We start from the raw sequence: 20,314 nt of genomic DNA, 5'->3' as shown, positions 1-20,314 counted from the left end.
AGCGTGAAATATTTAATCAGCAATAGTTGTCTTTTACATACGCCACTACCAGCATAGCCTTGCCTTCACCATCATAGTGGCAGGTATAGGTGTCAGTTCCGGCAGGAATAACGAATGTTTCTGCATACTGAAACCGCTGTGTGCTGTTGCCCGCGGTCACTTCCAGCTGCCGTCCTTCTACCAGCATACAGATATGGCATTGCCCGTTGGTGAGTATACGCATCTCTCCGGAAAACTCATAACGGTCAACGGTATAAAAATGCTCCGGATGGGTGGGCAGCTGCCATTTTTTTCCTTGTACCCATTCCTCCTGCAGTTGGGGCCGGGATATTAACGTATCGGGTACGGTTTCGCCTTTCCTGTCAAAGTACAGATTTTCAAATGCACGGTCCAGGTGGATAGGACGGTGGCGGCCATTGAGGTCTGTACGCAGCCAGTCATACATCTTGAAGGTAAAGATGTAGGGAGTGCTGCTGATCTCCAGTACCAGGTTGTTTTTACCGGAAGCGTGTACGGTGCCGTTGGGGATGAGGAACAGGTCATGCTTGCGGGCAGGGAACTGTTGCACATATTTTTCAACCGGTAAAGGAACGTTATTCGCTAATGCCTCTTCCAGTGCGCCTTTGAAAGCTTCGGGCTGTATATCTTCCTGGAAGCCGAGGTATACCTGTGCATCCGGTTCACAGTCCAGGATATAGTATGTTTCGTCTTGTGTAAAGTCTTCACCGAAATGTGTACGGGTATATTCCGGCCGTGGGTGACACTGAACAGAGAGGTTCCCGCCGTTGAACGTGTCGAGGAAGTCGAAGCGGATAGGGAAGGCGGTGCCAAAGCGCTGAGCGGCTTTCCCGAGCAGTTGCCGGTTGTTGTGAAACAGCAGCATATCGAAGCTGATCTCCAGTAGTTTGCCGTCGCCTTCCAGCACTAAGCCGTTTTCGGGTGTGATGAGTTCAAAGGACCAGGCATAGTTTACTTCGTCGGGATTGAGGCCGGCGAGATTTTGTTTCATCCACTCGCCGCCCCATACGCCGGCTTCAAACCAGGGCCTGGCGCGGAAAGGCTGGGTGAGTATATCGTCGAGGGCTGTACGAAGATGAGCGCCCTGCATCCAGGTGATCGTATCCGGGCGCTGGCCATCGATGATAACGTCGAGCTGCGGTAGCAGTGCCTGTTTATGTTTATTTAGAACAGGCCAGTCGGCGAAGTAGCAGCGTTTATACGTGTGGGTAGGCGTGCCTATATTAGTGATGCTGCCGGCCCGGAGACGATATTGGATTTCGTTTTTAGGGACGTCAATATAGAGTGTCCGGCCTTTGATGCCGCTAAGGGCGGCGCCGGTGCCATAGATGATATGCAGGCCGGGCGTATCATCAGGATCTATCAGTGATAATTTTTCTGCGTCAAAAAAGTCAGACAGACTGCCTTCGAATCTTTTGCCAAACACAGGGTCTGCAGTGCCGGAATATTCCTGTAGCAGGGAGGTAATAACCTCAGGCGATTGCAGGCATACACCGGTGTGGTACCAATACACCGGCCGGTTGTGCTGAAGCAGTGCCTGGTGGAGGTCTGACCGGAAATGCTCCCACAGTACGCCGTCGTAGCCGTCTATGATAATGATGTGATCATCTTTGATCAGGGATGCCAGGGAAGCATATCCTTCGTGTACCGGAAAGGGGGTGTGAAGAGAAGGGAATAGCGTATAAGTATTATCCTTGGCTACTTCGCGGCTCACGGGCAGCAGAGGCTGTAGTGTCCGGCGCAGGGTATCGCTTTGTGGCGGATGAGCAGCCAGAGCAGCACCAGCCAGTATACAGCGTTCTGTTTCCTGACAATAAATGATTTTTAAGGGAAGATCTTCCAGCTGTTTTTCCAGCGTAGTGGAAAACAGCGGATAGGCCCGGGCGATGTTGCCGCCGATCACCAGTTCGGTACAGCCAAAACTGCTGAGCCAGGGCCGCAGGAAAGTGCCCAGGTTTTCGCCGAAGGTGTTAAATACCGGTTGGGCAATATCTTTATATTCTTCTGCCATTACTTTCACAGAAGCAGCAGCCACTGTTGTCTGCTGTCTGAAAGTGTCCAGCAGCCAGCGTGTAGAGAAGTGGTCATCCGCCAGGCCATCCTGGAAAGGACAATCATAAAAAGCACCGGAAGGTGGCAGGCCAGGACCAGTAGCCAGTTCTCCGTTTGCCAGGAAAGCCGATCCGAAGCCGGTGCCCAGGGTAAGGAGGACCGTCCTTTCGCCGTTGAGCCCCAGTACACGCCGGGCGCCGATAGCAAAACAGTGTGCATCGTTGTAAAACTCAACAGGAAGGGTGCCAATGCCGGTGGCGTCCTGTAATGCCTGACGCAGGTGGAGGCCAAACAGGCTGCCGAATTTACCGCCTACTTTGGTGATGGCGCTGATGCCCTGCTGATAGTCAAAAGGGCCGGGCATGGCTATCCCGATGCCGCTGACAGGCGTATCTTTTAAAGCGGTGATACAGCTGGCTATCACGGAGATAATTTCCGTTATGCTGCCGTCTGCCCGCAGACTTTTGCTGATGATGCTGCCAGGAAGCACTCCCGGCTGAGTGGTGTCTACTATACAGGCAGATACATGACTGCCACCAATGTCGATCGCTATTTTTTTCTCTGATATCATTATTTAATGTTCATATGTTCAAACATAATAAAAGTTTTTGGAGTGACAAATTAAATTAGTGAGCATCGGGGTAAACTGGCAGGAACCAGGAAACTCCCAATAGGTAAGATATTATAATTAAATATTATATTGTACAAGTGATTAACCCCAAAAATATATACCTATCTCAATGTGAGAAATGGAAGGCCTGATAGAGAGGATGATTTAACCTGCCAAATCCAGCCGTGGCAAACACTTAAATTGAAAAGTCAGTAGTAACCACTAGAAATAAAATCTCCATCCGTACTACTTTCGGGAATGAGCAAAATAACCAGTTTTTAACCTAATCAGTTATCCCGATAAATTTCTTTATAAATGGATACAGTCAGATCAGGGGTCGCATCAGACCTGGTAAAACCTGTCGGAAAGACGATGCATGCCTTGCCGGAAAAGCAGTCATCTTCCGTTGCATCAAAAGTTAACATTCCAGCTGTGATACTGCCCAAAGGAGGTGGTGCGCTGAAGGGCATCGATGAACAGTTTACAGTCAATGCCGTGAATGGAACTTCCTCTCTACAGTTCCCTCTTCCTGTATCTCCGGCGAGAGGGGGGCTTCCTGATCTGCAGCTTACCTATAATTCGGGTGCAGGTAACGGAATCTTCGGTATGGGCTGGGATCTCAACCTGAGTGTTATCAAACGAAAAACAGATAAGGGTATTCCGGTTTATCACGATGACCTGGAGACGGATACTTTCCTGTTGACAGATGTGGACGAGCTGGTACCGCAATTGAAACGTGCGGCTGACGGCGGTATGGTTAGGGATACCGTCGGGAAGGAGTTGTATGATGAGTGGTCTTCACCGGATGGGAATTATACCATCCGCTGCTACCGTCCCAGAACCGAAGGCAAGTTTGCCAGGATTGAACGGTGGAAAAGTGTTGTCAGTCCTGAAGTTAAGTGGCGTATTATTTCCTCCGGCAACCTGACAACTTTATATGGTTGGAGCGCTAATGCCCGTATATCTGATCCGGCTGATCCCTTCCGCATATTCCAGTGGATGCCGGAATTTGTATATGATGACCAGGGTAACTGCTGTCATTATCAGTACAAAAAAGAAGATAAGGCGGGCTTTGATCAGTCATTGCTGCACCATCGCAACAGGTTATCAAAAGGAGAGCTTACTTATACTAACCTGTATCCGGAAAAAGTATTGTATGGCAATAAGGCGCCTTATACTTCCCCAGAGCAAGCCTTTCCCATGCCGGAAGATTATTTTTTTCAGACCATTTTTGACTATGGGGAATACGCGCAACAAGCGCCCTATACTAAAAGCAGTGAATGGGGTTTCCGGCAAGATGCCTGCTCTGTATATAACAGCGGTTTTGAAATACGTACTACCCGTTTGTGCAGAAGAGTATTGCAGATGCATTATTTTGATGAATTGCCAGGAAGCGCTGCCCTGGTAAAATCCATGGATTTTGCCTACGATTATAACATCTCAGCCGGCCTTACCTTCCTCCAGGCTATTACCATTACTGGTTACATAAAAAAAGAGAATGGTTCCTATAGCAGCAAAAGCCTGCCTCCGCTGACACTCAGCTATCAGCAGCCCGAATGGAACAAAACTATTCAACAACCAGACACTGCTTCAGCAGTGCATTTACCACAAGGGCTAACAGGTGACTATCTCCTGACCGACCTGTATAATGAGGGCATGAACGGAATCCTCGTAGAACAGGCTGAAGGATGGTATTATAAGCGCAATCTGGGTGAAGGCAGATTTACACCGGCCCGGCTTATCGCTGCCAGACCTTCTTTTGATGGACTGGGAAATACCTGGCAGCTCGCAGATCTGGATGCTGACGGCAGCAAACAACTGACCTCCTTTGCAGCTTCTGCTCCTGGATATTTTGAAGTCGATGAAAAAGGTTGCTGGAAAGGTTTTCGTCCTTTCGAAAAAGTACCATCGCTGGATATGAGTGATCCGGGTCTCCGTATGATTGATCTTAATGGCGACGGAAAACCCGATCTGCTGATAGCTGCTGATAACGTATTCACCTGGTATCCAGGATATGGAAAAAATGGATATGATAAAGCATGTCAGGTTTTACTGCCTGCTGATGAAGAAGCTGGTCCCCGTGTCATTTTTACGGATGCACAGGAAACCTTCTTCCTGGCAGACATGAGTGGAGACGGGTTAACAGACATTGTTCGTATCCGCCATGCAGAAGTGTGTTACTGGCCAAATTTGGGTTACGGTAAATTTGGCGCGAAGATAAATATGGGCCATGCACCGCTGCTGGATACCCAGGATGCCTTCCAGCCCCGGTTTGTAAGGCTGGCAGACATTGATGGGTCCGGCACTGCTGACCTTATTTATCTCGGCAAAAATAAATGCAGCTGCTGGCAGAACCAATGTGGAAATGCCTTTTCCATCACTCCTGTCGAAATAGATAATTTCCCTGATATACATCCGGCGGCCAATGTTATCGTAGCAGATCTGCTGGGCAATGGTGTTGCCTGTATTGTGTGGTCTGACAATCTCCCTGCCGCCGCAGATTCTCCTTTGCGCTACATCGACCTGCTACAGGGCCGGAAACCCTATCTGTTGACGGGTTACAAAAACAACATGGGGAAAGAAGTGATGCTGACATATGCCCCTTCTACGAAATTTTACCTGGAAGATGAGCTGGCAGGCCACCCATGGATCACCAGGCTGCATTTTCCCGTACACTGTATTGCCGCTGTGGAAACCCGCGATCTGATATCAGGGCATCGTTCGGTGAGTACCTACAAATATCACCATGGTTATTATGACCATACAGAGCGAGAATTCAGGGGATTCGGTATGGTAGAACATACTGATGCGGAAGAATTGAAATACTGGACGAAAACAGATATTGACCGTATGGGGGAACAGTCGCTGCAACAACCTGCTGTTACTACCAGGACCTGGTATCATACCGGTATATGGTCTGGTCTTCAAGGTGGATTGACAGCATATACGGGTGACTACTGGTACGACCGTGTGCCAGCTGCTTCACTGGAAAAAATACAGCCCGGGCTGTTATTACCTGCTGAATTGACGGTAGACGAGTGCCGTGAAGCCTGGCGTGCATGCCGGGGTAAGGTGATACGCATAGAAATATTTATGGAGGACAGAGTAGGAGACAAGGCCATGGCTGTACTGCCATACAGTGTCACTACCTTTAGCTGCAGTGCGAGACTACTCCAGCCACGGACATCACAACAGCATGCTGTATTGGCCGTATTTCCGCACGAAACGATCGCCTACACCTATGAACAGAACGTAACTGATCCCCGTGTGCAGCAGGAGTTGCAATTACGTACAGATGATTTTGGCCATCCGCTGGAAACAGTGACTGTAATATACCCCCGCATCTCTCCTGATGACAGCCTGCCACAGGAAGTACAGGAAGCACAGGCTACCCTGATGATAACGTATAACCAGTACCGTTATACAAATATAATTATCGATGAAGATACTTATTTGTTGCCGCTGAAAGCAGAAACAAAAACATTCGAATTGTATCATATCAAAAGAGCAGCCACCTGGTATGATGTGTCTGATTTCCGACATATTATTTCGGAGACAACGGCACTGCCTTATTATGCAACGCCTGTTCCCGTTATACCTCAGCATCGTCTGATAGCGAATATCTGTACACGATATAAGGATAATACCCTGCTGGCGTCTTTGCCTTTGTTCACAAGGGATAGGTATGCTTTTACTGATCAGCAATACCAGTTGGCTTTTCCTGACAGCCTGGTAGGATATGTATATGGAGACAAAGTAACCTCAGACCTGATGAGTGCAGGGAAATATGTACGGTTCCCGGATGCTGATGGCTGGTGGATTCCCTCTGGTACTACACAATTGCTTCAGATCGGTGAAACCGTAACAGCTGCTCAGCATCGCTTTTTCCTACCGGTATCGTATACAGATGCAGCAGGATCAGTCACAAAATTGGGTTATTATAAGGACTACTGGCTGCTATTGCAGCATACGGAAGATGCGCTGGGTAATCGCATAACAGCGACTGTCTTTAACTTTTATACACTGGAGGCAGAACAACTAAAAGATTCGAATGATAACATCACTGCAGTTTTGTCAGATGAACTAGGGTTAACAAAAGCAACCGCAGTGATGGGAAAAGGGGAAGAAGCGGATGATCTGTTGCATCTCACCGCGGAGACCACTGAAACAGAACAACAGCTGGTACAGGAGTTTTTCCATGCAGAGGATGCTGTGACACTGACTTCTCTGGCCAAACAACTGTTGCAGCATGGCAGTGTTCGAATGGTATATAACGTCAATGCCTATATGGAAACAGGTAAACCTGCTGTAGTGGCTACGATTCAAAGGACAACGCATTACCGGGAAAATCCGGATTCCGATGTACAGATAACTTTTGAATACACCAATGGTTTAGGGCAGGTGATCATGAAAAAAATGCAGGCAGCTCCGGGAATAGCTAAAAAACTAACGATCCATACGGCGTCGCATTATACCATAGAAGAAGTGAATACAGCAACATTAGTCCCGCAACAACTACGTTGGTTGGCCAGCGGCCGCACTGTGCTGAATAATAAAGGTAATCCCGTAAAAAAATACGAACCTTATTATGCGCTTTCTCCTCAGTTTGAAGAAGCTGCTGAACTGGTGGAAAAAGGAGTAAGTACATTATTTTATTATGATGCCATGGGGCGGCTGATAAAAACAGTATACAGCGACAGTACGCTTTCAAGAGTGACTTTTACTCCCTGGAAGCAACAACTGTACGACAGAAATGATACGGTATTGGAATCGAAATGGTATCATGACCGTGTGGGGCACCTGCTGGACGATGTTTTCCTGATGCAGGGAAGAGATCCGGAAATGGAAAAGGTTGCAGCGGAGCAAACGGCTCAGCATGCACAGACGCCATTGATGATACACTTCGATGTTATGGGGCGCTCTTTGCTTCAGGTGGAGCATAACCGTGATGCTGAAACCGGCGCAGCTGTATACTTTTCTACTTTTTTCAAAATGGATATTACCGGTAATCTGCTATGGGTGAGAGATGCAAGAGGTAATGTTGTACTGAGGAATACCTGGGAAATGTCTGGCAGGAATGTGTATCAATGGCATATGGACCAGGGAGAAGGATGGTTATTTCCGGATGTGCTGCAATTACCATTAAGCAAATGGGATGCGCGTGGTTATCAGTTTCTGTACGATTATGATACCCTGCACCGCCTGGTGAGCGCTACGGTGAAAGGAGGAGATGGTCCCATACCGATGGACCATTGTTATGAGTATATCATCTATGGGGAAACAGCTATAGATCCGAAGCAGCTCAACCTATGTGGCAGGGAACTGTTGCACTATGATACGGCAGGAGTAATCAGTATACCCGCATATGATTTTAAGGGTAACCCCAGGTCCGTTTCCAGGCAATTGTTTAAAGACTTTACAACGGTCCCGGACTGGAAAACGGCTCGGTCATCGACAAAACTGGAAGAGACGATATTTACGGAATATACTGTCTTTAATGCGCTCGGACTTGTTGTACGGCAGCAAAAGCCGGATGGAAGTATTGTTTTGCCCGGATATGATGAAGGTGGTTATCTGGTGCAGGAAGAGGTGGTCCATCCGCAATCAGCCGGGCCGGTGGCCTACATTAGCCAGATAGGGTATAATGAAAAAGGGCAGCGTAACAAAATTATCTATGGTAATGGTGTGGTGACCAATTTCAGCTATGACCCACTGACACTAAGGCTTACAGCAGTGTCGAGCCGCCGTGGTAATGATGATCCGTTGCAGGACCTGCGATATACTTATGATCCTTCCGGTAATATCACCCATATAGCAGATCATAATATTCCGGTAACTTTTGCCGGTAATCAGCTAATCTCCGGTATCAACACCTATCAATATGATGCCTGCTACCGTCTTATAACCGCTACTGGCCGAGAAAATAATGCAGCCCTGCTTTTTGAAGCAGCGGACAACTGGGCAGATGCTCCTTATCTCTCTTCTCTGCATCCTGGTGATCCTTCGTTGATGCGTAATTATAAACAGCAGTATGTCTATGACGCAGTGGGCAATATACTTCAGATGCGTCATCAGGCTACCGGCAATAACTGGGGCCGTCAGTATGATTATGCGACGGAGAACAACCGTTTGCTAAACACCCGCTCCGGGAATTATACCTATCACTATAGTTATGATACTGCCCATGGAAATATGACGGCGATGCCCCATCTGCAGGAGCTGGGATGGAGTTTCAGTAACGAGCTGGTGAAGAGTGTGGCGCAACGCCGTACAGACGGCGGTATACCGGAAACTACCTGGTATCAGTACGACTATGCCGGCACTCGCATACGTAAAATCACCACGCTGGCAGCAGCCCCCAATGCAGTCCCTGTAATAAAGGAAGAGCGTATTTACATCAATACTTTTGAAGTCTATAAAAAATACAGCGGACAACATGCTGGACTGGAAAGGACCACGCTAAGCCTTATGGACGGGACACACCGTTTTACCATGATAGAAACACGCAACGGGATCAATGATGGTTCTCCGGAGCAGCTCGTTCGTTACCAGCTCTTTAATCAGATCGGCTCTTCCTGTCTGGAGGTGGACAATACCACAGCGGCTGCCGTTATCAGTTATGAAGAATTTCATCCTTTTGGCACTACGGCCTATCAATGGTTGAACGCTGCTATAAAGGCAGCGGCTAAACGTTACCGCTACACAGGCATGGAAAGAGATGAGGAGACAGGTCTCGCCTGTCATGGTGCCCGCTACTATGCCCCCTGGCTGGCACGGTGGACCGCCTCTGATCCGCTGGGCATCGAAGCTGGTATCAATGGATATCGTTATGTCAGCAACCGGCCTGTCTCGTTCATTGATCCGGAAGGGATGGCAGAGAGACCCAAGTTCGACTTTAGTAATGATATTCATGATGTTGTAGAGGCACAAGTGAGAGAGGCAGCTTTTGATGGGGGAAGACAATTGCAGACGGGAAAGGTGAAAGCCACCAGTGGGGGAGTGGAACTCCCTCCACCTACGGGTGATCAGCTGGCAAAAATTGCAGAGGCTTCACCGGAAGGCAGAGCGCTGCGCCTTAAATATGCCGGTGCTCAGGGACAGGCAGCAGATAAATCTTTGAGGACAAGTATCCGTGAGAGATCCATTGCAGCCATGGAAGGACAAAAGGGAGGCCATTACGGGGAGGCCAGCGGCAAGTTGGTTAGTGAGCTGGGTATGAAAGATGCTAAAATCACCAGTGTGGACAAAAATCCCGGAGGAATGGAAGCTGGTACCCGAACCGGAGATATTGGTATTCTTAAAGAGGCTACTAGTGCGAAAAACTGGCAAACAACCCTGGAGGGTAAAGCGCCTGCCGATGTATTGGAAGGAATAAAGGATGTAAAAATGGGTAATGGAGTAGTTGCTGACAAAGCAGGGTTTAAAGAAGCCAGTGGAGGTGTGGGCATCTCGGAAGTCCGTCCTTTTAGCAAGGGATTAAAAGCTGGAGTCGGAACTCTTGGAGCAGTAGCGGATATCGCAGGTATATTCCTGATGGCAAGAAACAAAAATATGGAAGACTCCGGCGTGGTACCGTCTAATACTCCTGCCGAACTAAGAGATAAAGATGGTTCCTATATGCTCATCCGCCATCCTAAATTTTTCCATAACCGCTACTCCAAACAATATACCAGTGGCCCCAAAAAAGGGACTACCACAGACCTTGGATTCTGGGAAGGAAGAGAGGAACGGGAAAAATTTGACGCCGCATTTGGTTCGTTTGACTTCTGGGGAAACTTTGAGCAAGGCTCCATCCCACCGAGATTATCTCCTTATGACGGCATGATATAACCGTGACCTCAGCATAATTTATCACAAACTTTTTAATGTAAATTTTATGGCCTCAAAAGGAAAAAACTACATTGTAAACGGTAGTATCACCGACAAACAAAATAAACCTGTATCCGGACTGAAAGTATATGTATCCGTTACTGATCCCGAAAATGATAAAAAGCCACAGGGAATAGAAACGGCTGCCGGAACAGACGGCAAATATGCACTCACCTTTACGGCAGATGATGTGAAGAAAGCGGACACAAAGGATGGGGAAATAGAAGTATACATCAGTGTATATGATAATAACAGTCAGCTGGCAAAAACAAAAGTCAAATGTAAACAGGAAACACCTGTGACTGCCAATTTTCAGGTGGGGCAGTCCGTTGTACCCCGATATACTATCCAGGGCAAGGCTATAGACCATAACGATAAGCCATTGTCAGGACTGGATCTTTTTGTCAGCCTCACGGCACCTAAAAAAGACAATGTCGCTGGTATTCCCGGACATACGGATACGGCAGGGGCATATACGCTGACTTTCACCGCCGCCGACCTTGGCCTGCCCGGAGAACAGAACAATGATGAAATAACCGTGTATGTTGGTGCTTATAAAGAGGGCAAATTGCTAACACATAAAAAGGTGGAATGTGAAGCAGGTAAAATCACCACGCTTGATATGAAGATCAATTCAGAAAAAGGTGATGATGATGATGATGACGACGATGATAATGGAAGCAGTGATTATTTTATCGTATCCGGTGAAATCAGGAATGAACGCGGAGAGCTGATGGACAATGCTCCGGTGGAAGTATTTGACCGTGATCTTCGTACGGAGCAGTCATTGGGAAAAGTGGTTGCAAGCAAAGGGAAATATTCCGTGAAGTACAAAGCGGAGCAATTCAACCGGGCTGAAAAAGCCACCGCCGATATCGTAGTAAAAGCATATGATGCCAATGGGGGTGTAATATTCCAGTCGCCTGTTTATTTTAATGCGGCCTCCCGGCTGGAAGTAAACATCAATCTCAGTGAGATAGAATATAAAGGACTGTCGGAATGGGAGGTGCTGGCCGCTACGCTTCAACCATTGCTGGAAGGATTGTCTCCACTGGATCTGAAGGAAGATGGACAGTTTCAGGATGTGTCTTTTCTCTCCGGTGAAACAGCTCGTACACCACATATTATTATCTCCTGGATTGCTGCCTGGCATCTCGCGGAAAGAGCACTCCGCTGGGGAGTACCGATGGATGCGGCCATCTTTTATGGTTTTATCCGACAGGGACAGCCCGGACTGCTCACGGATGTATTACTGATGGACGTATTGGATAAGAATAAAGCTGAACTGGTAAAGGAAAAAGTGTTGAAGGAACTGACCATGTTGTCCGAAGACCTGCAACGGGATATATTGCTCAAGGCATTCCAGGCTAACTATATTCCACTCGCAATGAACACTGCTGTCGCTCAGCTGTTGACAGACCTTCATGCTATCAAGCTGAAATATGCGGCAGATGATAAAGCAGGTACAGGGAAAGGTACCGTAGGGGACCTGATAAAACTCACTCCCGCTGTAGCAGAAGATCCAGGTAAATTCCTGGCAGCCTATACCACCAATAAAGGGTCTATGGATGATCTGTGGCGACAGCTGGAGACAGACCAGGTGTATACAAAGGAGGTTATTCAAAACCTGAAACTCAGCTTTGACCTGGGAGCACTGACACGGAATCATATTCCCATGGTGGCGGCATTGCAGCAAAATATTACCAGCGGTACAGCCCGTGACCAGCGTGAATTTGCATTATACGATGCCAATGAATGGTTGAATATCATCCGCAATAACGGTCCTGATGGAAAACCGGTAGGTTATCCGGTGAATATGGACGGAGCTACTGAAGAAGAGAAACAACAACAGTTTGCTACCATTCTGGAAACCACTTTCGAACGTAATTACCCTACCACCGCTTTCGCCGGTAAACTGTTAAAGGAAAGAGATAAATTCCGTAAGCAGATGCTGGCATCTGGCCCTCAGGCCATGGCCAGACCTATATTCGATGCATCCGGTGAGTTTATTGTCTACAACCCCGACTTCGATCTGGAAGATACCCGTGTAGAACAGTATGTGGAAGAGCACCCTGAATCAGTAGAGCATATCGAAGATGTACCTGCTACTATCAAAGAAATCAAAGCTATCCAGCGGATGTTCCGGTTGAATCCTGCTTATCGCACGGTAGCGGCTACGATGAACAGTGAGATAGATTCCGCCCAGCAGGTATATTTTATGGGGTTGGAAAGGTTCATCGCCATTATGAAAGAGAAAAATATTGGTGCAGCGGATGCAAAGCGTATCTTCCGAAAGGCCGAAAACGCCTACGCACTGGCATTGTCCTATTACGGGACCTATAATCAGGCTGTCAACAGTACCACGCCTGCTATGGTCCCTGCACCCGTGCCGGTATCCGGTAACAACACGGTTGTGGGCCATAAAAAAATGGCAGCAGCTAATATTTTACCTAATCTCAGTACGCTATTCGGGTCCATGGATTACTGCGAATGCAAGGAATGCAGGTCTGTATACAGTACCGCTGCCCATTATGTGGACATACTTCGTTTCCTGAATGAAAGAGAGACCAATGGGAGCAGCATTCACCGGGGGAAGAAGGTGAAGCAGGTATTGCTGGAACGCCGTCCGGACCTGGGAGAGATAGAACTGAGCTGTGAAAATACCAACACACCTTTGCCTTATATTGATCTGGTGAACGAAGTCCTGGAAGATGCCGTGCAGCCACCTGTCCCGATAGTGCTGGACAGCCCTGCGCTGTTGGTGGCCGGTGTCATCAGCCCCGCCCTCAGGGAAGCTATGAAGGCAAAAGGAATAACAATCAGCGCAGAAGCGGAGATTGCCGCTCCGGATAGCCGTCACCGTTGGACCATCCGGGATACTAACCATTCTTACCAGGCATCTGTGGCCGATAACCATATTCATATCCTCTCTACCCGGCAAACGCATCTTTCACAGGCTGCTTTGAAAGCCAACCCGGAATATACCAATATAGCTGCCTATAATAAACTGGCAACGCAAGTATACCCTTTAACGTTACCTTTTAACCTTTGGTCGCTGCAAAGCACACTATGGCTGCAACAAATGGGGACAGAGCCGTCTGTACTGTGGAAGCTCTTCCAGCAACAAACAGAAGAAGGAGATAATTCCTCTTCTACTCCCAGTGATACCGAAATTGACAGTGCTTACCTGAATATGACGACCATGGAGCGTGATATCATCACTGATACTGTCGCAAGTAAAGAGCCCTGGGAGTTCTGGGGGCTGGTAGAAACCGGCAACAATATTCCTCATCCGGATATGCCGGATGATATTACCGCCAACATCATGGGAGACTGGCTCACCGTTTTGAGTCATGTACCATTGCTGCTTTTTAAAACGGGCCTGGACTATGGACAACTGTTACAGTTACTGAGCATGCCCTTTATTAATCCCGCCGGTAATATATACATTCAGGATACTGTTCCTGCCGGTGGTACGCAGTGTGATACAAACCAGTTTGTGGTGATGAACTTAAATACTGCTGCTGCTGGCCGTATTCATCGCTTCATCCGTCTCTGGAAAAAGCTGAATATCCGGATGCAGGAAGCGGATATGGTTTTACCATATATTGATCCTGCCAATCCGGGAGCTGGCAAAATGTTAACGGAACCGGTTATACGATTTATTGCACAGGCAGACCGTATACGGGCACGTTTCTCCATGGAATGGCCTGTGGTACTGGCATTATTCCGTAATATAGATCACACCTTGTATTCAGTAGATGGTACTGCCGCTGCTCAACCTCAACAGACGCTCTACCAGCAATTGTTCTGTAATAAACTGATAGATGCCGCTGTTTTTCCAGACCATCCGGCCGCTATTACAGGACCTGTACAAGGATATATCCCCGGTATCATCGCCGCACTGGGCATGAGTGAAAGAGAACTGTTCCTGGTAATGAAGGACATGGAGCTGAATGCCAACAGTGATCTTGACTGGACCATACTCACCCGTATCTATCGAATCAGTGTATTGTCGAAAATACTGTCGCTGAATATTGCTGAATTATTACGGCTGAAAAACTTATGGGGTAGTTATCCCTTTGCTTCTCCGGAAGCCTTGCAGTCATTCATTGATCTGGCTATGAAAGTAAAAGCTGCAGGATTTTCTGTAGCGGAGCTTGATTACCTGCTGGCCCATCAGTCTTCGCTACAGCCAGATATGCGGCCGGATGATAAAACACTGGCACAATATCTTCAGCCATTACGCGACGAACTGCAAAAAATTCTGAATGGGGTAGTCATCAAACCTGAAGAAACACCGGAAGATTATGTCCGCAGTAAGCTGGGATTGATCCCAACTTTGTTTACAGATGCCAGCCAACTGAAGGCCATGGCTATTATTAGCGGGATATGGATCAATACCGCCACCGAACATCAGGATGATCTGATTACAGCCTATTTTGGAGAAGTACTGGATGCAGCGATAGCGAAACAACAGCTGGCACCGCCTCCGCAGGGGCTGGCGGGAGCGGCACGTTTTGCATGGCTGCAGCCGCTGTTGCAGCAATACCTGATGAAAATGCAGTGCGAAGCATTTCTTATCCAGAAGCTTTCTGCCTTGTTATCAATCAGCAGTACACATATGGAACATTTGCTGAGAAGGACCATCATCGCTGATCAGCCCTTGCTCGTCGCATTTAGTGACACTCGTTTCCTTGAGAAACAACCGGATGGCTTCTACCGCTATGCACTGACCTCAGCTGAACTGCCGGCCATCTTCAGTAACCTGCGATTACTGCATAAACTTTCCCTTATCATTACAAAGCTGAAAATAAAGCCGGAAGAGCTGGAATGGTGGCTGTCCGGAACAAATGCCAGTAGCTTTGGCTGGCCTCATCCTGCCCATTTTCCGGTAGATAATAACACCACTATTGCGCTGGAAGCCTGGCTGCATTTTACAGGTTTCTTTGCGTGGAAAAATACGTTACCAGCTACTGTAACAAACATGCTCGCATGGATGACGGCTGTCTTGTCTGCAACGGACAACGGTATTATTGAGGAGCTTGCGAAGTTGACAGGCTGGGAGGCAACAGACATCACTACCTGTGTGGAGGCATTTGGCTGGGAGCCGGGAGTGGCCTTCCGGAATATCGACCACCTGCAACGCCTGAAAGAGTGTATGCAGTTGGTGCGCCAGCTGGGCGTCAATGCAGCGAGAATATTTTCCTGGGCTGATGCCAACCCCGCTGCAGACACCGCAGAGAGTATGAAGCAAGTACTGAAAGCAAAATATGATCTGTCCCGATGGGAGGAAATTATCAAGCCATTGCAGGACGACCTGCGGACGAAAAAAAGAGATGCATTGGTATCCTGGTTAATAGCCCATCCGAACCAGACCACCGGACAATATTGGATTACTGAAAATGATCTTTACAATTACTTCCTGATTGATGTGGAAATGGGTGTATGTATGCAGACTTCCCGTCTGAAACAGGCCGTGGCCGCCGCCCAGCTCCTGGTGCAGCGTTGCTTGCTGAACCTGGAAGAAGATATTATTGCCCGTGCTGATCTGGATGAAAAATGGAATCAGTGGAAATGGATGAAATACTATCGCGTGTGGGAAGCCAACAGAAAAGTTTTCCTTTATCCGGAGAACTGGCTGGAGCCTGAGCTCAGGGATGAAAAATCTCCCTTCTTCCGTGAACTGGAAGAAGAGCTGATGCAACAGGATGTAGACAACAACAATGCTGAACAGGCCTATCTGAACTATCTGGAAAAACTGGATAGGGTAGCCAATCTCGAAACGAGAGCCATTTACAATGAGGTCACACTGGATGAAGCAGTCCTGCACGTGTTCGCCCGTACCCGCAGCAGCATCGCGCCTGAGTACTTCTATCGTCAGCGTAAAAATGGTGGACGCTGGACTGCCTGGGAGAAAATAGACCTGGACATCAATAGTAACCATCTTATGGCCGGTGTGCATAATAAACGGCTGTTCCTGATGTGGCCTCAGTTTATAGAGAAAGCAACAGAACCGGTTTCCCAGAGCATTCCTACACAGGGCGGGAACTTTACACTCACCGCCCCCGACAGATACTGGGACATTAATCTGGCATGGAGTGAAATGAAAAAAGGGAAGTGGATTCCTAAAACAATAGCTGATGCCGTTATTACTGTTAAACAGGATAATACAGGCGGCAATTTCCGGGAAAATATTGCCTTCCGTATCCGGATTCAGCAAAGCATAGATGTCAGGTTGTATAGCAACAAACCCGGTAATGCTGTCAAAGGGACAGATAATTTTGAGAAAACAGGAAAGCAGGTAGTCAGTACGGCCAAACCACAGGAATATCTCATTGCAGCAAATGAAAGCGCCTTCCGTAATAATCTGATGCAGCATCAGACAGGCAGCTACAGCTTTTATTTTACCAGTCTGGAAGAAGCTAAAACCAATGCAGAGCTTCAGGCGGCTGCAGCACAGGACAGCTTTAAACTACTGAATAACATCTCTCCGGGTAAAACATTTACTGTTATTGATGCTGCAGCAGCCGGATTTTCAGACTTCGGAACTTTCTCCTGCTGGGATTCCCACCGCAATTATATGGTGGACTATTACGCCAGTAACTGGCAACAGCGGCAATCTTCTGCCTGGACCTATTATCAGGATGGGGCCTTTAATTTCTATATCCATTATCATCCCTTTGCAGAACTTTTTATCAGGGAACTGAATATCAAAGGGCTGAAAGGGTTACTGAACAGAAAGATACAGATAGCGCCGGGCAGCATCCCCGACAGCCCGGCTGCTTTTAATTTCCAGGAATATTATAAACCTACGCAGTTTGTTACACGCAGCTACCGGCTGGCTGATAAAACACTGAGTTATCCTGTGGAGGATGTAGATTTCACCTATATGGGTGCTTATGCTGTGTATAACTGGGAGCTGTTTTTTCATGCACCCTTTTATATCGCGAATAAGCTGGCTGCCAACCAGCGTTTCGAAGAGGCATTGGAATGGTACCACTATATATTCAATCCCGTTAATACAGACGATACGGTGAATGATAACAGTACTCCCCAGCAGCGCTTCTGGATCACCAAACCTTTTTTTGAAACGACCCGTGCTGATTATTACAGACAGAAGATAGAATCACTCCTGGAATCAATTGCCAGGATAGACAGGGAGAGTGTGATGCAGGTCAGCGAGTGGAGAAACAATCCCTTTAATCCGCATCTGCTGGCAAGAATGCGTACGGTGGCATATCAGAAAAATGTGCTCATAAAATATATACAGACCATCCTCTCCTGGGCAGATCAGTTGTTCCGCCGTAATACCATGGAATTTATTAATGAGGCAGCCCAGTTATATGTGCTGGCAGAGGCAATCCTGGGACCTAAGCCCAAAGTGGTGCCGGAGGCTAAGGGAAGACAGGTTAAAACGTTCTATCAGCTGGAAAAAGATAGTATCGATGCCTTTGGCAATGTATTAACGGAAGTAGAAAACCTCATTCCTGCTATGCCCGTGACGGGCGTACCGCTGGCAGACAGGCCGGAATTGCCCCGTTTCGAACTGCTGTATTTTGGTATTCCTCATAATGAAAAAATGATGACGATGTGGGATACTGTAAGCGACAGATTGTTCAAGATCAGGCATTGTATGAATATAGAAGGTCAGGTACAGCAGTTACCACTCAGTGATCAACCCATTGATCCTGGTGTACTGATTAGCGCCGCAGCAGCGGGTAATATAGATATAACAGGCATGCTGGCAGATATCAATGCGCCCATGCCGTTGTACCGTTTCAACTTCATGTTGCAGCGTGCCCTTGATCACTGCGCGGAAGTAAAAAGCCTGGGAGCTGCCCTACTGTCTGCGCTGGAGAAAAAGGATGCAGAAGCCTTTACTACACTTCGCAATAAACATGAAATGCTGATGTTAAGGGCTACTACCAGCATCCGGAATAAGCAGATAGAGGAAGCAGAAGCCACACTTGAAAGTCTGAAAGAATCCAGGTTACTGGCTACCATCCGCCGGGATTATTATGCCCGGCTGATTGAAGAAGGATGGTCTGTCGGAGAAAAGGCAGCTTTTGTGCTCTCCACGGTGGCCACTGGTCTGGAAGCGGCTGTCACTGCCAGTTATATTATTGGCGGAGGACTAAGTGTTATCCCTACTTTCCTCGCTGGCTGTGCGGGTTTTGGAGGCACTCCTACAGTGAGCGCCAGTGTGGGTGGTGAAAACCTGGCACAGGCCGCAGAAAGAGGAGGGAAGGCATTAAACAGCCTTGCCACCACCCTGGAAAAAGGCGCCCAGCTAACCTTGACAGCTGCCAACTACAGCCGTCGCGCAGAAGAATGGGAGTTCCAGCGGCAGCTGGCAGAACAGGAACTGCTGCAACTGGACAAACAAATAGTTGCCTCAGCCGCAAGGCTGAAAATTGCCGGGCAGGAGTTGGTATTGCATGATAAACAAGTGCTTAACCTGGAAAAAGAGATGGAATACATGGAACGTAAATTCACCAGCCAGGAACTGTACAACTGGATGAGCAATCAGCTCTCTACCCTCTATTTTCAAAGTTATCAGCTGGCATTTGATCTGGCTAAACGCACAGAGAAATGTTTCCGGTATGAACTGGGATTAAGCAGCTCCAACTATATCCAGTTCGGATACTGGGATAACCTGCGTAAAGGATTGCTGTGCGGAGAGTCGCTGCACCATGACCTTAAAAGGCTGGAAACCGCTTATTATGAACAGAACCGCCGTACCTACGAACTGCGGAAACATATTTCCTTGTCACTGCTCGATCCCGTAGCATTACTACAGTTAAAACAAAAAGGCGAATGTTTTATCACTATTCCGGAAACATTGTTTGACATGGATTATCCCGGACATTATTTCAGAAGGATCAAAGCTGTGAGCCTGTCCATACCATGTATAACAGGGCCATTTACCACTATAGCCTGTACGTTGACCCTGACTGGTAACGGGCTTCGCAAGGACACCTCCCTGAGTGCCAGGGGTAAATATGCCAGAGACTATACTGTTACCGATCCGCGCTTCAGAGATGAAATCACAGCGGTACAATCTATTGCTGTCAGTCATGCGCAGCAGGACAGCGGACTTTTTGAAGTTAATTTCGGAGATGAGCGTTACCTTCCGTTTGAAGGCGCTGGAGCTGTCAGCACCTGGCACATTCAACTCAATAAGGATTTTCGTCAGTTTGATTTTAATACGTTGACAGATGTGGTGCTGCATATGAATTATACTGCCCGCGAAGGAGGAGAAGCCTTTAAACAACAGGTGGTATCAGAATTGAAGCAACAGCTGAATGAAATGGCACTGGCTGAAAACAGGAAGGGGATGTTCAGGGTATTCGATATACAGCAGGAGTTCCCGGAGAAATGGTACAGATTTCTTTACCCTGCCAGCAATGATAGCGATCAGGAACTGGTACTGGATGATCTGGCAGCACGGCTACCTTATTTTACACGTAGCTTCCAGCAAAAGAAAGTGAGCCGTATAGAGTTGGTAGCCCGTTTCCATGGACAAGAGACGCCAATGCAGGTATTACTGAGCCCTGCTGGTGCGGACTTGCAGGATATGACCAGCAGCAATAGTTACCCCGGCCTGCAACAACTGGTAAAACCATTTGCTTCCGGTGAAGAGGTGTTACTCCAGCCCTGGTCAATAAAGCTGAAGCCGAAAGATGCTGATGATTTCCGCTCTTTACCTGCTGATAGTATTGAAAAACTCTACCTTATTATTAACTATTCAATTGCATAATT

The 20,314-nt window shown here is 47.7% G+C and carries 3 protein-coding genes; 2 read left to right on the top strand and 1 reads right to left on the bottom strand.

The annotated features are described in order from the left end of the window. Positions 1 to 16: 16 nt before the first annotated feature. Positions 17 to 2,641, bottom strand: coding sequence for an ROK family protein (locus KD145_RS03565; protein WP_212004536.1), 2,625 nt, complete (start codon positions 2,639 to 2,641; stop codon positions 17 to 19). Positions 2,642 to 2,995: 354 nt separating this feature from the next. Here KD145_RS03565 and KD145_RS03560 point away from each other — a divergent pair, with 354 nt between their 5' ends. Together KD145_RS03560 and KD145_RS03555 are read left to right on the top strand one after the other, a co-directional pair. Continuing rightward, entirely contained in the window at positions 2,996 to 10,510 is a 7,515-nt protein-coding gene (locus tag KD145_RS03560) for a SpvB/TcaC N-terminal domain-containing protein (protein WP_212004535.1), read from the top strand. A 46-nt stretch (positions 10,511 to 10,556) separates the two neighbouring features. Next, the gene (locus tag KD145_RS03555) at positions 10,557 to 20,312 is read left to right on the top strand and encodes a neuraminidase-like domain-containing protein (protein ID WP_212004534.1); all 9,756 of its coding nucleotides are present in this window, start codon (positions 10,557 to 10,559) and stop codon (positions 20,310 to 20,312) included. The last annotated feature ends 2 nt before the right edge of the window (positions 20,313 to 20,314 follow it).

Origin of the sequence: Chitinophaga sp. HK235, from assembly GCF_018255755.1 — a bacterium.
Taxonomy (GTDB): Bacteria; Bacteroidota; Bacteroidia; order Chitinophagales; family Chitinophagaceae; genus Chitinophaga.
The sequence above is the reverse complement of the archived record's forward strand: the minus strand, read 5'-3'. Positions and strand labels throughout refer to the sequence as shown.